14 protein-coding genes are annotated in these 14603 nt (G+C 61.7%); 7 read left to right on the top strand and 7 right to left on the bottom strand.

The genetic code is table 11. The annotated features are described in order from the left end of the window. Position 1 precedes the first annotated feature (1 nt). From ASD00_RS22625 to napE, 5 genes are read right to left on the bottom strand one after another with little or no spacing between them, the layout of a single operon-like run. A complete protein-coding gene (locus ASD00_RS22625) occupies positions 2–502 on the bottom strand; it encodes a nitrate reductase cytochrome c-type subunit (protein WP_057208915.1) in 501 nt (166 codons plus the stop codon). After that, complete coding sequence (gene napA, locus ASD00_RS22620; protein WP_057208913.1) at positions 472–2976, bottom strand: periplasmic nitrate reductase subunit alpha; 2505 nt, start codon at positions 2974–2976, stop codon at positions 472–474. The genes ASD00_RS22625 and napA overlap by 31 nt, the downstream gene beginning before the upstream one ends. Next, positions 2951–3238: a chaperone NapD gene (locus ASD00_RS22615; RefSeq protein ID WP_025428422.1), complete on the bottom strand. Its 288-nt coding sequence runs from the start codon at positions 3236–3238 to the stop codon at positions 2951–2953. Before ASD00_RS22615 ends, napA begins: the two co-directional genes overlap by 26 nt. Further along, complete coding sequence (gene napF / locus ASD00_RS39105; protein WP_244494681.1) at positions 3231–3716, bottom strand: ferredoxin-type protein NapF; 486 nt, start codon at positions 3714–3716, stop codon at positions 3231–3233. Before napF ends, ASD00_RS22615 begins: the two co-directional genes overlap by 8 nt. A gap of 17 nt (positions 3717–3733) precedes the next feature. Then, positions 3734–3925 carry a periplasmic nitrate reductase, NapE protein gene (gene napE, locus ASD00_RS22605; protein WP_025428420.1) on the bottom strand — a complete coding sequence of 64 codons (192 nt, stop codon included), beginning with the start codon at positions 3923–3925 and terminating at the stop codon, positions 3734–3736. Positions 3926–4446: 521 nt separating this feature from the next. Between napE and ASD00_RS22600 the strand changes: the two genes are divergently transcribed. The 7 genes from ASD00_RS22600 to ASD00_RS22570 all read left to right on the top strand — a co-directional run bounded on the left by ASD00_RS22600 (position 4447) and on the right by ASD00_RS22570 (position 11394). Beyond that, positions 4447–4926 (top strand): GNAT family N-acetyltransferase, encoded by a 480-nt coding sequence (locus tag ASD00_RS22600; RefSeq protein ID WP_057208907.1) that lies wholly within the window; start codon positions 4447–4449, stop codon positions 4924–4926. 24 nt (positions 4927–4950) lie between these two features. Continuing rightward, positions 4951–5973, top strand: coding sequence for a glycoside hydrolase family 3 N-terminal domain-containing protein (locus ASD00_RS22595; protein WP_057208905.1), 1023 nt, complete (start codon positions 4951–4953; stop codon positions 5971–5973). Between the two features lie 35 nt (positions 5974–6008). Further along, the gene (locus ASD00_RS22590; protein ID WP_057208902.1) at positions 6009–7655 is read left to right on the top strand and encodes an ABC transporter substrate-binding protein; all 1647 of its coding nucleotides are present in this window, start codon (positions 6009–6011) and stop codon (positions 7653–7655) included. 164 nt (positions 7656–7819) lie between these two features. Beyond that, entirely contained in the window at positions 7820–8797 is a 978-nt protein-coding gene (locus ASD00_RS22585; RefSeq protein WP_025428416.1) for an ABC transporter permease, read from the top strand. A gap of 1 nt (position 8798) precedes the next feature. After that, complete coding sequence (locus ASD00_RS22580; protein ID WP_057208900.1) at positions 8799–9689, top strand: ABC transporter permease; 891 nt, start codon at positions 8799–8801, stop codon at positions 9687–9689. After that, positions 9686–10489, top strand: a complete 804-nt coding sequence (locus ASD00_RS22575) for an ABC transporter ATP-binding protein (protein ID WP_057208897.1) — start codon at positions 9686–9688, stop codon at positions 10487–10489. Before ASD00_RS22580 ends, ASD00_RS22575 begins: the two co-directional genes overlap by 4 nt. Continuing rightward, positions 10486–11394, top strand: a complete 909-nt coding sequence (locus ASD00_RS22570) for an ABC transporter ATP-binding protein (RefSeq protein WP_025428413.1) — start codon at positions 10486–10488, stop codon at positions 11392–11394. Before ASD00_RS22575 ends, ASD00_RS22570 begins: the two co-directional genes overlap by 4 nt. A 185-nt stretch (positions 11395–11579) precedes the next feature. Here ASD00_RS22570 and ASD00_RS22565 read toward each other — a convergent pair whose 3' ends face one another. Further along, positions 11580–12623 (bottom strand): glutamine synthetase beta-grasp domain-containing protein, encoded by a 1044-nt coding sequence (locus ASD00_RS22565; RefSeq protein WP_057208895.1) that lies wholly within the window; start codon positions 12621–12623, stop codon positions 11580–11582. Between the two features lie 394 nt (positions 12624–13017). Continuing rightward, complete coding sequence (locus tag ASD00_RS22560; protein WP_057208892.1) at positions 13018–14415, bottom strand: PLP-dependent aminotransferase family protein; 1398 nt, start codon at positions 14413–14415, stop codon at positions 13018–13020. Positions 14416–14603 lie beyond the last annotated feature (188 nt).

Here is a 14603-nt window from a genome sequence, read left to right as displayed (position 1 = left end):
CTCACTCGCTTCCGGCCGGCTTGACGCCGAGTTCGCTCATGTCCTTGAAGACATTGTCGACCAATGGGCGAACATCCGCCTGCGGCACATGACATGCCGTGCAGAAGTAGCGCCGCGGCGAAACGTCGGCGATCATCTGCCCGTCGCGCGTCATGTAGTGCGTCACGCTGATCATCGGTGCGCCGCTATCCTGCGTGAACTCGCGTTTGTGGCAGGAGAGACAGCGATTGGTATTGACCGAAAGCTGATAGCCCTCGATCGAGTGCGGAATGATCGGCGGCTGATCCGGATAGGCGCGCATCTTGCGTTTGTCATCGACCACCCATTTCGGCAAGCTCGCGGCAGCCCCGGTTTCCATCTGTGGTGTCGGGCCTTCAAGCTGCGGCACCATTTGCTGGACGACCTGGGCAATCGCCGTCGTCGTGACAAACATGGCGAGGCCGATGGCAACGACCACCCATTCTGGTCGCTTCAAGCGACTGAGACGATCTTGACTGCGCATTTTTTGAAATCCGTCTGTTTGGAGATGGGATCCGTTGCGTCGAGTGTCACCTTGTTGATCAACTGGCTCGCATCGAACCACGGCACGAAGATCACGCCGGGCGGCATGCGATTGCGTCCGCGCGTGTCGATGCGTGAGCGGATCTCGCCGCGCCGCGACATGATCCGCACCTCCGCTCCCTGATTGATGCCGCGCTTGCGGGCGTCATCCGCATTCATGAAGCAGCGGGCGCCCGGAAAGGCGCGATAGAGCTCCGGCACACGCATCGTCATCGAACCCGAATGCCAGTGTTCGAGCACGCGACCCGTCACCAGCCAGAGATCGAATTCCTCGTCGGGTGATTCCGCCGGCGGCTCGTAGGGCACCGCAAGAATGACCGCCTTGCCGTCCGGGCGGCCGTAGAATTTCACGCCCTCGCCGGCCTTGACGTAGGGGTCGTAGCCCTCGCGATAGCGCCAGCGTGTCTCCTTGCCGTCGACCACCGGCCAACGCAGACCGCGTTCCTCGTGGTATCGGTCGTATGGCGCGAGATCGTGGCCATGGCCGCGACCGAAGGTGGCATATTCCTCGAACAGGCCCTTCTGGAGGTAGAAGCCGAAGGCTTCGGCCTCGTTGTTGGCGTAGTCGCCGCTGACTTCGCTTAAGGGGAAGCGGTTGACCTCACCGTTCTGGAACAGGACGTCATGCAGGCTCTTGCCCTTGAACTCTGGGTTGGCAGCGAGGATTTCGGCCGGCCAGACTTCGTCGGTTATGAAGCGTTTGGAGAACTCGACCATCTGCCAGAGATCCGAGCGCGCCTCGCCCGGCGCCTGCACCAGCTGGTGCCAGACATGGGTCCGCCGCTCGGCATTGCCGTAGGCGCCTTCCTTTTCCACCCACATGGCCGCCGGCAGGATGAGGTCGGCGCTCATGGCCGTGATCGTCGGATAGGCATCCGAGACCACGATGAAATTCTCCGGGTTTCGATAGCCTTGGTAGGTTTCGTTGCTGGTATTGGGGGCGGCCTGGACGTTGTTGTTGACCTGAACCCAGTAGAAGCTGAGCTTGCCATCCTTGAGCATGCGATCCTGCTCGACAGCGTGATAGCCGGGCTTTTCCGGGATGATCCCATGCGGAACGCGCCAGATCTCCTCGGCGTGCTTGCGGTGCTCCGGATTGGTCACGGTCATGTCGGCAGGCAAACGGTGGGCGAAGGTGCCGACCTCGCGCGCGGTGCCGCAGGCAGACGGCTGGCCGGTCAGCGAGAACGGGCTGTTGCCGGGCTCCGAGATCTTTCCGGTCAGAAGGTGAATGTTGTAGACCATCTGGTTGGCCCAGACGCCCCGCACATGCTGATTGAACCCCATGGTCCACAACGACATCACCTTGCGCTGCGGATCGGCGTAGAGTTCGGCGAGTTCCTCCAGAAACGCCGGGTCAACACCGGTCATCTCGGCGGTCTTCTCCAGAGTGTATTCCGAGACGAACGCCTTGAACGCCTCGTAGTCCATCGGTTCCATCTTGCCGGGGTCGGATGAATTGGCAGCCTTAACTTCGATGGGATTGTCCGGACGCAGGCCATAGCCGATATCAGTGACGCCGCGCATGAAGGTGGTGTGTTTGCGAACGAAGTCCTCGTTCACCCGGCCCTTCTCGATGATGTAATTGGCGATGTAGTTGAGGATCACCAGGTCGGTGCCGGGCTTGAACACCATCGGAATGTCGGCGAGGTCCATGCTGCGGTGGGTGAAGGTCGACAGGACGGCCACCTTCACATGCGACTGGCCCAGGCGGCGATCAGCAAGCCTGGTCCACAGGATCGGATGCATCTCCGCCATGTTCGAGCCCCAAAGCACGAAGGCGTCCGCATGCTCGAAGTCGTCATAGCAGCCCATCGGCTCGTCCATGCCGAAGGTTCGCATGAAGGCGTAGGCCGCCGAGGCCATGCAATGGCGGGCATTGGGGTCGAGGTTGTTGGAGCGGAAGCCGGCGCGCATCAGCTTCGTCGCAGCATAGCCCTCGAAGATCGTCCACTGGCCGGATCCGAACATGCCGACCGCCGTCGGCCCCTTTTCCTTCAGCACCTTCTTGCACTGTTCGGCCATGACGTCGAAGGCTTCGTCCCAGCTCACCGCCTCGAACTCGCCGTCCTTGCTGTAGGCGCCGTTCAGCTTGCGCAGCATCGGCGTCTTCAGCCGGTCGGAGCCATACATGATCTTGGAGAGGAAATAGCCCTTGATGCAGTTGAGGCCGCGGTTGACCTCGGCCTGCATGTCGCCATGGGTGGCAACGACCTGCCCCTCCTTGACGCCGACCATGACGCCGCAGCCGGTGCCGCAGAAGCGACAGGGCGCCTTCGACCACTTGATTTCGAGCGCGCTGATACCGCCGGGCACCGGTTGAGCGGCGGCGGGCAGTGCGATGCCGGCGGTGGCGGCGGCGATGCCGGCCGCGTGCGCCTTCAGGATATCACGCCGCATCAGTTCGGTGGTCATCGTCCGTCACTCCTTCCGTTTCGACATGTTCGAAAACCATATTGGCCGCTACCACGCCCTCGAGCGTGGAGATCGTCGACAGGCATTCGCCAAGCATGCCGGTACTCGTTCCCTCGATGACGACGACAATCTTGCCGCCCTCATGGCCGTAAACCTCGACATTTGCCATGCGCGCCAGCGCGGCAAGGACAGCATCCTTCATCGCCGGAAGAGCGACGACGACGGCGCTTGAGATATGATATTGCCGGGAGGGATCAGGCATGGACGCCCTCCTGAACCCGATCCGCAATGCCGATTGCACCGACAGGACAGACGCCGATGCAGGCACCGCATCCGCTGCAACTGTTGACATCCACCTCTGGCAGGAACGGCCCGCCGGTCCGCGGCCGAAATCGGATCGCCTGCTGCGGACAGGCATCGCGACAGGATTGGCAGGCGACATTGTTGCGCGCGAGGCAGCCGTCGCCGATCGCAACGACATGGGCAAGCCGCGTTACGGCCTCCGCTGCGAATACCTGCTCCGGACAGGCCCGTGCACAACCGCCGCAGAACGTGCATTCGCCGCCTGAAAAATCGAGCGACGGACGTTCGTCAAGCAGCACGATGATTTGGGTGGGACACTTTTCCACACATTGGCCGCAGCCGGTGCATGCCGTCAGGCTTTCAAGCGTGACGCCCGGCGGCAGGACGCGCCTCCGCTCCGCCTGCCGGCCCAGGAACAATCCTCGTCTGGTTGTCATCGCCCCCATGGATCACCTCAATGCCCAAGCGGGCCGGGAGGGCCGTAAACGATCTGCAGCATCCATACGATGAAGCCGTAACCGCCGACCACGCCGACGGCCACCAGCGGCCAGATGCCAAAGGCAAGAACAAGAAATGTCAAAAGCTCCTGGCGCCGGCGAGATCGCGGCTCCTGCTCGGTCAAGTGCTGTGGAGGTAACTCTGACACGCCTGGCTCCCGGGCTCGTTGAACCGAAAGCATAGTAACAATCCGTGACGGAAAATAAAGCGGAACAAACTCTACTTTTGTAATCAAGAATAAAAATAACATCTGTCAATTCAATGAGATATTTGCCCTGGGAATTGCAGTGGTTCCTTGAAAAAAACAGCGAAAATCAAACTTAGTATTTTTGTAAATTACAATATGAAAAGAACAACAAGAGAACGAAGAGCGGCGGCGACAGCTTGGCGCATGTGCTGGCAGTGCGCGCATGTTCAGTCTCGAAGCCATTGGTTTTTGAAGGCAACTCGATGATTCGTCGTTTGACCGCCGACGAGTTCGCCGGAGCCAAGGCTCTGTGGCGCGATAATACTATGCGCAGCCGACTGTTCTCGCTGCCATCATGGTGAAGCGTCAACCCTCCCACCCCATCGCCACGATTGCCGGTTGACAACCCGCCGGAGATGAGGACACATATTGCATTACAAAGGGATCAATTCCTTAATAAGGGAATATACGGAGGACTAGGGGTGCCGGACTTGCTTGTGAGCTTGTATTCGCCGACGCTCGCCAATCTCAAGCGGAAAACCGACACGACCGGCATTCGTATTCGCCCGGCGCTGCCGCCCGAAATGCACGTCGTCGTCGACTGGGTAAGGCAGAACTTCAGTGAGAATTGGGCGAGCGAGGTTTCGGTCGCCTTCTCCCGCCAGCCGATCGCCTGCCTGATCGCGGTGGAAGGTGGTAAGCTGCTCGGCTTTGCCTGCTACGACACGACGGCGCGCGGTTTCTTCGGCCCGACCGGGGTCGCCGGCGAGAGCCGAGGGCGCGGTATCGGCGTTGATCTGTTGACCGCATCGCTCGAGACCATGAAGACGCTCGGCCATGCCTATGCCTTTATCGGCGATGCCGGCCCGGTCGATTTCTACGCCAAGACCATCGGCGCCGTTGCCATCCCCGCCGCCGACAAAGGCATCTACGAAGGCATGCTTCGTAATCCATCCAAATAATCATCTGAACATCGGAGCTCTCCAATGGCATCGACACCGCTCGCCCTCTTCGTCGGCCTACCAAACCCAACACTCTCGGACGACGAGTTCGCCCTGTTTCGCGAAACCAACCCGCTCGGCCTCTTCGTCGGCCGACGCAATCTGCGCGAGCCCGGCCAGGTCAAGATCCTGATCGAGCGCTTCCGCGAGGCCGTTGGGCGCGACGACGCACCTGTCTTCACTGACCAGGAGGGCGGTCGCGTCCAGCATCTCGACGCCGGTCCCTGGCCGCTTTTCCGCAGCTTCGGCCAGTTTGCCGAACTGGCGCGCCATGACCTTGCGCTCGGCAAAAAGGCGCTTCGCCTGTCGTCCCAGGCAATGGGCACGATGATGAGCGAACTCGGCCTCACCAGCGGCTGCTCGCCGGTCCTCGATCTCGTCTTCGAAACGACCAGCGCCGTCATCGGTGCGCGCTCCTTCGGTTCGGATCCGGACTTCATCGCCGCCCTCGGCCGCGAGGTGGTCGATGGCCTGCTTGAGACCGGCAACATGCCTGTCATGAAGCACATCCCTGGGCATGGCCGCGCGACACGTGATTCCCACAAGGAACGGCCCGTTGTCGACGCATCGCGCGAAACGCTTGTCACAACCGACTTCAAGCCCTTCGTTGCCCTCAAGGACACGCCCTGGGCGATGGTCGCGCACGTCGTCTACTCCGCCTATGACAGCGAGCTGCCGGCCTCGATCTCGCCGACGATGCATGAAGTGATCCGCAACGACATGGGCTATGAGGGCGTGCTGGTGTCCGATTGCATCTTCATGGAATCACTGCGCGGCACCTTGCCCGAGCGTGTGAAGCAGGTGCTCGACGCCGGCTCCGACGTCGCACTTCACAGCCACGGCGATCTGGCCGAGAGCGAGGCTGCCGCCAAGGCCGCCCGTCCGCTGACAGAGGCAGCCCAGAAGCGTATCGCCGCCGGCCAGAGCCGGCTCGGCAAGCTCAAGGTCGACATTCGCGCGGCGCACGCCGAAGTCGAAGAGATGTTCAAGAGCGTTCTCGTCGCCTGACGAGACGCCACTCACCAATCAAGAGGGGAGAAACCATGAAAAAATCCATTCTCTGGGCAGCGACCGCGCTGACCCTTTTCGCTGCACCGGCCGTGGCGCAGTCGATCCTGACGGTCAATATCGAGCCGGCCACGACCTGGGTTCGCAACTTCAACCCGTTCAACCAGACGTCGGCGCGCCAAAGCACGCTCGACTTCATCTACGAGCCGCTGGTCGTCTTCAATCGCTTCGATGACAACAAGCCGGTCTTCCGCCTCGCCGAAAGCTTCAAGCTTGCCGACGATCTGAAGAGCATCGAGTTCAAGCTGCGCCCAAACCTGAAATGGTCTGATGGCAAGCCGCTGACGGCTGCTGACGTCAAGTTCACCTACGACTACCTGAAGAAGTTCCCGGCGCTCGACTTCGTCAGCATCTGGACCTTCATCACCGGCGTCGAAGCCGTCGACGGCCAGACCGTTCGCTTCACGCTCGCCAATCCAAGCTCGCTTGCTGCCGAACAGCTTGCCCAGCTGCCGATCGTGCCGGAGCATGTCTGGAAGGACATCGCCGAACCGGTGACCTTCGCCAACGAAACACCTGTTGGCAGCGGCCCGATGACGGAGATCCCGCGCTTCACCGGCCAGACCTACGACCAGTGCCGCAACCCGCACTATTGGGACGCCGCGCTCAAAGTCGATTGCATGCGCTTCCCGCAGCTTGCCGACAACAACCAGATTCTGACCGCGACCGCGTCGGGCACGCTCGACTGGGGCGTTTCCTTCATCCCGGATATAGAGAACGTCTACGTCGCCAAGGACCCGGAGCACTACCATTTCTGGTATTCGCCGAGCAGCATGGTGGCGTTCCTCTTCAACCAGGAAACCGCCAACGAGAACAACCGCAAGGCCTTCAACGACGTGAAGTTCCGTCGTGCGGCCAGCATGGCGCTTGATCGCGGCACCATGGTCGACGTCGCCGGCTACGGTTATCCGACACTCAACGAAGACCCTGCCGGCATGGGCGAACTCTATAAGAGCTGGGCGGATCCGTCGGTCGCGACCGATTTCGGCACCTACGGCAAATACGACGCCGATGCCGCCAAGGCCCTGCTCGACGAGGCCGGCTATGTCGACAAGGACGGTGACGGTTTCCGCGACAATCCGGATGGCAGCAAGATCGCCTTCTCGATCATCGTTCCGAGCGCCTGGACTGACTGGATCGACACGGTCACGATCGCCGTCGAGGGCCTGCAGGCCGTCGGCCTCGACGCCAAGATCGAAACGCCGGAGGAAGCCGTATGGACCGGCAACCTCATCAACGGCACCTTCGACGCGGCGATCAACAGTCTGCCGGCCTCGGCCTCGCCCTATTATCCCTACAAGCGCGCCTTCAGCGCTTCGGACAAGGGCAAGACGCGCTTTACCGCGCAGCGTTGGTTCAATGACGATGTCGAGAAGCTTTTGACCGAGTTCACCCACACGGCTGACCTCGCCAAGCAGAAGGAAGCCATGAACAAGGCTCAGCGCATCGTCGCCGAGAACCTGCCGATCATGCCGGTCTTCAACAATCCAAACTGGTACCAGTACAACACCAAGCGCTTCAAAGGCTGGGTGACGGCCGAGACCCCGTTCGTCAATCCGTCGATCTCGCGGACCAACCCGGCGCGCCTGCTGCATTTGCTGGCACTCGAACCGGTCAACTAAACACCCCCAGGACTGGCGGGAGTGGCTCATCACCGGGCCGCTCCCGCTTTCGCGCCGGCCTCGGGAGCACAATAGCTCCGCGATTAAAGGCTTGCGCCATTTCAAAGCGTTTCTGCCGCCTTTCCTGCCGGTAACAGGGCCAGGGCGCAGTCGATGGAGTCCCCATGGCTTTCCTGCTTCGCCGCCTATGCTTCTATCTGGCAGCCTTCGTCGCGGCGGCGACGATCAACTTCTTTTTGCCGCGGCTGATGCCGGGCGATCCCGTGCAGATCATGTTTTCGAGCGCGGGGGCGGAGCTTCCACCCGAAAGTCTGCAGGCGCTGAAGCTCACCTTCGGCTTCGTCGATGGCCCGCTCTGGCAGCAATATCTGACCTATCTCGGCAGCATCTTCAGCGGCGACCTCGGCCGCTCGATCAAATATTTCCCGCTTCCGGTGACGACGGTTCTCGGCAACGCGCTGGTGTGGACGGTCGGCCTGATGGGCACGGCGACCATCATCAGCTTCACGCTGGGAACCTTCCTCGGCATTCTCGCCGCCTGGCGCCGCGGCAGCCTTTTCGATGTCATCGTTTCGGTCGGTGCGATCTTCGCGACCTCGGTTCCGGCCGTCGTTACGTCGCTGATCGTCGTCTTCTTCTTCGGCTTCACGTTGAATTGGTTCCCGACGGGCTACGCCGCCGACCCGGCACTCGACCCGGCCTTTACGCTGCAATATCTCGGTAGCGTGCTTTATCACGGCATTTTGCCGATGCTGACGCTCTGCACGGTCTTGACCGGCGGTTTCGCCGTCACCATGCGCAACAACATGATCAACCTGCTCGGCGAGGATTATATCGTCATGGCCCGCGCCAAGGGCCTGTCGGACGGCCATGTGATGCTCTGGTACGCGGCGCGCAATGCGCTGCTGCCGACCGTGTCGAGCCTTGCCATCGCCATCGGCACGATCCTCGGCGGCTCGCTGGTGACCGAAGTCGTGTTCAACTATCCAGGCCTTGGCAACATCCTCTACCAGGCGATCCTTGCCCGCGACTACCCTGTCATCCAGGGGCAGCTGCTGATCATGACCGCGACCATGCTGGTTGCCAATTTCATCGTCGACGTCAGCTATGTGCTGCTCGACCCCCGACTGAAGAAGGCGTGAGATGAAGACCAACCCCTTCGGATTGATCCGCAATCGCAAGGCTCTGGTCGGCGTCGCCATCATCGCCTTCATCCTTCTCGTGGCGATCGCCGCACCACTGCTCACCCCCTACGATCCAGGCGCCCGCGTCGGACGGCCGCATCAGGCGCCGTCGCTTGCCCACTGGCTCGGCACCACCCGCATCGGCCAGGATGTGTTCACGCGGCTGATCTATGGCGCCCGCACCTCGCTTGCCGTCGGCTTCGGCGCAGGCCTGCTCATCACAATCGTCGGCACGGCGCTCGGCATTCTCGCCGGCTATCGCGGCGGCAAGGTCGACGAAGTCATCAGCTTCTTCACCAACATGGTGCTAGTGGTTCCCAACCTGCCGCTGCTCCTGGTGCTCGCCGCCTTCATCGGTCAGGCCAGCCCCTGGGTCATCGCGCTGATCCTTGGCGGAACCTCCTGGGCCTGGGGCGCGCGCGTCACCCGCGCCGAGACGCTTTCCGTCAAGCAAAAGGACTACGTCAAATCGGCGGAGATGATGGGTGAGCCACGCTGGCGCATCATGACCTTCGAGATCTTCCCCAACCTGATCTCGATCGTCGGCATCAACTTCATCGGCAGCGTCATCTTCGCGATCATCACCCAGGCGACGCTAGAGTTTCTCGGCCTCGGCGACCCTAAGGTCGTCTCCTGGGGCACCATGCTCTATGCCGCGCAGAAGGCCTCGGCGCTTTCGGTCGGTGCCTGGTGGGACATTCTCACCCCCTGCTTCGCGCTTGCCTTTCTCGGCATCGGCCTGTCGCTTCTGAATTTCGCCGTCGACGAAATCGCCAATCCGCGGCTGCGGACCGGCAACCGTCTCGGGCGCTGGTCCGCGCTCATCCGCTCCGGGGAGGGTCGCCTGTGACCGCACCATTGCTATCCGTCAAAAACCTCACGATCGACTATATCGGCGAGGAAAAGGACTTTCGTGCCGTCGACAATGTCAGCTTCGACGTCGCCCCCGGCGAAGTCTTCGGCCTTGCCGGCGAATCCGGTTGCGGCAAGAGCACCATCGCCTTCGCCATCAGCCGCCTGCACAAGCCGCCGGCGCTCATCCGGCGTGACAGCACCATCCTGCTCAACGGTCGCAATGTGCTCGACCTTGATGACAAGGGCCTGCGTGATTTCCGCTGGCGCGAGGTCGCCATGGTGTTTCAGAGCGCGATGAACTCGCTCAATCCGGTGCTGCGCATCGAACAGCAATTCTATGACGTGCTGAAGACCCACAAGGGCATGAGCCGTGCGCAGGCGCGCGACCGCACCGCCGAAATGCTGAAACTCGTCGATATCGCGCCCGACCGCATGCGCGACTACCCGCATCAGTTTTCCGGCGGCATGCGCCAGCGCATCGTCATCGCCATTTGCCTGGCGCTCGATCCGAGGCTGGTGGTCATGGATGAACCGACGACGGCGCTCGACGTCGTCGTCCAGCGTGAAATCCTCCAGCGAATCAACGAATTGCGGCGAACCCTCGGCTTCGCCGTTCTGTTCATCACCCACGATCTCGGGCTGATGGTGCAGTTCTGCGACCGGATCGGCATCATGCTCGCCGGCAAGCTCGTCGAGCAGAACACGGCGGAGGCGATCTACGGATCGCCGCAGCACGACTACACAAAACAACTTTGGACCTCCTTCCCGTCGCTCCATGGAGGTGTCCTGCTATGACCGCCCAGCCAACCCCGATCCTTGCGCTTGACAGGGTCACCAAGACATTCGGCCACGGTCCGGGCGCAGTCCATGCGGCCCGCTCGATCTCGTTTTCGCTGCATGCAGGCCGCGCACTCGCCCTCGTCGGCGAGTCAGGCAGCGGCAAGACCACCTGCGCCCGTATGGCGATGCGCGAATATATGCCGACGGAGGGAAAGATCCTCTTCAGGGGCGAGCCGGTCGACGGCGCCAGCCCGGCCGAGACGGTCCTCTACCGACGCGCGGTGCAGATGATCTTCCAGGACCCGTTCGCCTCGCTCAACCCGGCTCATACCATCGCCTATCATTTGAAGCGGCCGCTGCTGCTGCACCGCCCGGATATCAAGCGTTCCGAGATCGACGCGACGGTTCGTGCGCTGCTGCAACAGGTGAAACTCGACCCCGACCTCGTCGCGCCCAAATATCCGCACGAGCTTTCCGGCGGCCAGCGCCAGCGCGTCAATATCGCCCGCGCGCTTGCCGCCAAGCCGGAAGTGATCGTCGCCGACGAGCCGACGTCGATGCTCGACGTCTCTGTTCGCCTCGGCGTGCTCAATCTCTTGAGCGAGATGAAGCAGCAGATGAAGCTCGGTCTGCTCTACATCACCCACGACATCGCCACCGCCCGTTATGTCGCCGAGGATATCGCCGTCATGTATGCCGGCCAGATCGTCGAATGGGGCAATGTCGGCAAGGTGATCGACAACCCCGCTCACCCCTACACCAAGCTGCTGCTCTCTGCCGTGCCTGACCCGGATATCCGCTTCGACGACCCGAGCGTTCGGCTGCGTCCGGAGGATGTCGAAGAGATCCGGCGCAAATCCGCGATGACGCAGGACCGCATCGTCGAAGTGGATACGGACCACTTCGTTCGCACCGCCTGAACCGCGGCGCCGCCGCCGGCATTGCCGCCGGCACCCACCCTCCCCGAAGCTATCCTCCCAGGACAGCAAAAGACAAAACGCCCCGCTCGAAAGCGGGGCGTTTTGTCTTTGCAACCGTTAGCGATTGCATATGCTTGGAGACAGAGCGTGCATGGCGTGCCGCTACAGCACGCCATGACACATGCTCAGGCCGCCTTCATCTGGTTTTCGACATCGGTCGGAACCGTCGAGATCGTCTTCAGGATCTGCGAAGCGATCTGGTAGGGGTCGCCTTGCGAGTTCGGGCGGCGATCTTCGAGGTAGCCGCGGTAGTCGTTGTTGACGAAGCTGTGCGGGACGCGGATCGAAGCGCCGCGGTCAGCCACGCCGTAGCTGAACTGGTGGATCGACTGCGTCTCGTGCTTGCCGGTCAGGCGCATATGGTTGTCGGGTCCGTAGACGGCGATGTGATCCGCGCGGGCGTCCTCGAAAGCCGACATCAGGTTTTCGAAGTAGTCCTTGCCACCGACGTCGCGCATGAAGGCGGTCGAGAAGTTGGCATGCATGCCCGAGCCGTTCCAGTCGGTGTCGCCGAGCGGCTTGCAGTGATACTCGATATCGATGCCGTACTTTTCAGTCAGGCGCTGCAGCAGGTAGCGCGCCAGCCAGATTTCGTCGGCGGCCTTCTTGGAACCCTTGCCGAAGACCTGGAACTCCCATTGGCCCTTAGCCACTTCGGCATTGATGCCTTCGTGGTTGATGCCGGCCGCCAGGCAGATGTCGAGATGTTCTTCGACGATCTGGCGGGCGATATCGCCGACATTGCTGTAGCCGACACCGGTGTAGTACGGGCCCTGCGGTGCCGGGAAGCCGGTTTCCGGGAAGCCGAGCGGACGGCCGTTCTTGTAGAAGAAGTATTCCTGCTCGAAGCCGAACCAGGCGCTATCGTCTTCCATGACGGTTGCGCGGGTGTTGGACGGATGCGGCGTCTTGCCATCGGGCATCATGACTTCGCAGAGCACGAGAACGCCGTTCTTACGTTCGCTGTCGGGATAAACGGCGACAGGCTTCAGGACACAGTCCGAGCTCTTGCCTTCCGCCTGCATCGTCGAGCTTCCGTCGAAGCCCCAGAAAGGAAGCTCATCCAGCTTCGGGAATGCATCGAATTCCTTGATCAAGGTTTTTCCGCGGAGGTTCGGGGCCGGTGTGTACCCATCGAGCCAAATGTACTCGAGCTTATACTTTGTCATTGCGTTCTCTCACATGGCGCCATGATCTGGCTAAGTTCCGAAGCGGTCCGGCAGTCCAATTCAGCTGCCCAACAACCGGTGCTCACACGAAAGCATTAATCGTGCCAGTTCGCGTTTGCGCCGCCAAAGATCGAAAAATCAATGCCGGCAACATTCCCCGCGATGGATCGAAAGACGTGTCGAGATTAAGGATGAAGCGAATTGCACACAAAATAGGCATCGAACGCCGCGGTTTGAGGCACAGGCCCGGCGGAGTGCCGTAAACACCGGCGAATTGAGGCGACACAGCTGCGGCCGCCTTGCCGGATCGACAACAACCCGCGTCAAAAAGGCTGCTCGAAGAACAAGCACCGTCTCGCGGCTCGCTCAAATCGGCCGCTATGGATATGAGTGGTTATCGAGCAATCTCAGCCAGCACGCGATAGAGCCGCTCATCAATCGATTGGGCGACGTTGAAGCGCAGAAATCCTGCCGCCGAACCCGAATGGCTGAAAGCATTGCCGGGGGCGAGGACAATATCGTGAGCCAGCGCCTTCTGGGCCAGCTCCGAGGCATCAAGACCTTCCGGGAGCCGACACCAGAGGAACATGCCGGCCTGCGGCTCGATCCAGGGCGTGATCCCGACCGTGGCCAGGCGCGCTACCGTCTCGGTCATCGTCCGCGTCAGCCGCAGCCGCAGCGCCTCCATGTGCTTTCGGTAGCTGCCATCGCGCAAAAGGGTCAGCACCAGTTCGGCTGCAAGGCTCGGGCCGCCGAAAGTGGTCGCGATCTTGAGATCGGTCAGCCCCTCGATCCAGCCTCGGGGGGCGGCGATATAGCCGCAGCGCACCGAGGCGGAGAGCGTCTTGGAAAAGCTGCCGATCTGCACCACACGGTCGAGCCCATCGAAGGCGGCAAGCCGTGACGCCGGCACATGCTCGAAATCGGCGAAGATGTCGTCCTCGACAACAGTCAACCCTGCCTGCTCGACAAGTCGCAACAGGCGGTGGGCAATCACGGGAGAAAGCGTGGCGCCGGTCGGATTGTGCACGGCGGAATTGGTGATGTAGAGGCGAGGACGGTAGGCCTCCAGCGCCTCGGCGAAGCGATCGAGATCGGGACCAACAGGCGTATAGGGCACGCTGACGACATTGACGCGATGCGCCCGCAACAGCGCCTGGAAATTGAAGTAGCATGGATCGTCGACGATGACGGTATCGCCCGGTTCGAGCAGGAACCGACAGAGAAGATCGATCGCCTGGGTGCCTGACTCGGTCAGGATGATCTGATCGGGCGATGCCTCGACACCATGCTCGGCCAGCCTTCGCGACAGCAACTGCCGCAGCGGTCGCAAGCCGAGCGGCGTGCCGTAATCCGTCAGGCTCGCGGCATCCGTGCGCGCGAGCGAGCGCAGCGCCCGCCTGAGCGCTGCCTCCGGCATCCAGGACGCCGGCAACCAGCCGCAACCGGGCTTCAGAACGTGGGCGTCCGTTTCAAGCGCCTGACGCGAAACCCAGAGAGGGTCGACTGCGCGGTCGAGCCGCGGTCCGACTTCCGTGAGCGACAACGGCGCCAGGGGGGCAGACACGAAAAAGCCGGAGCCGGGCCGCGACCGGATCACGCCTTCGGCCGCCAGACGCTCGTAAGCCTCGACAACCGTCGATTTGGAAACCCGCATCGTTGTCGCAAGCGCCCGAATGGACGGAAGCTTGGCGCCCGGCGTCAACGACCGGCTGGCAATGCGCTGCCGGATCGTGCCCATGACCCCGTCGAGCAAGGTTTCGCCACCGATCTCCGTTTGTTGAAACGCCATCTGTATTGGACCTTCGCACAGGACAGTTTGGCGTAACTGTACCGCATTGTCTCTGGAAGAACCATCGCCCCCAGCCGATACAGGTGGAAAGGAGGTGGCATGAAAGCAGCCGCGTCCCAGGAGAGAACGGACCATTGAGATGCAGGTGATGATCGAGGGACAGTCACGCTTCCGGCCTTTCGGCTTAC

It is taken from the genome of Ensifer sp. Root31 (assembly GCF_001424825.1).
GTDB lineage: Bacteria > Pseudomonadota > Alphaproteobacteria > Rhizobiales > Rhizobiaceae > Ensifer > Ensifer canadensis.
Note: the sequence above shows the minus strand (reverse complement) of the source record. Positions and strands in the feature narration are given on the sequence as shown.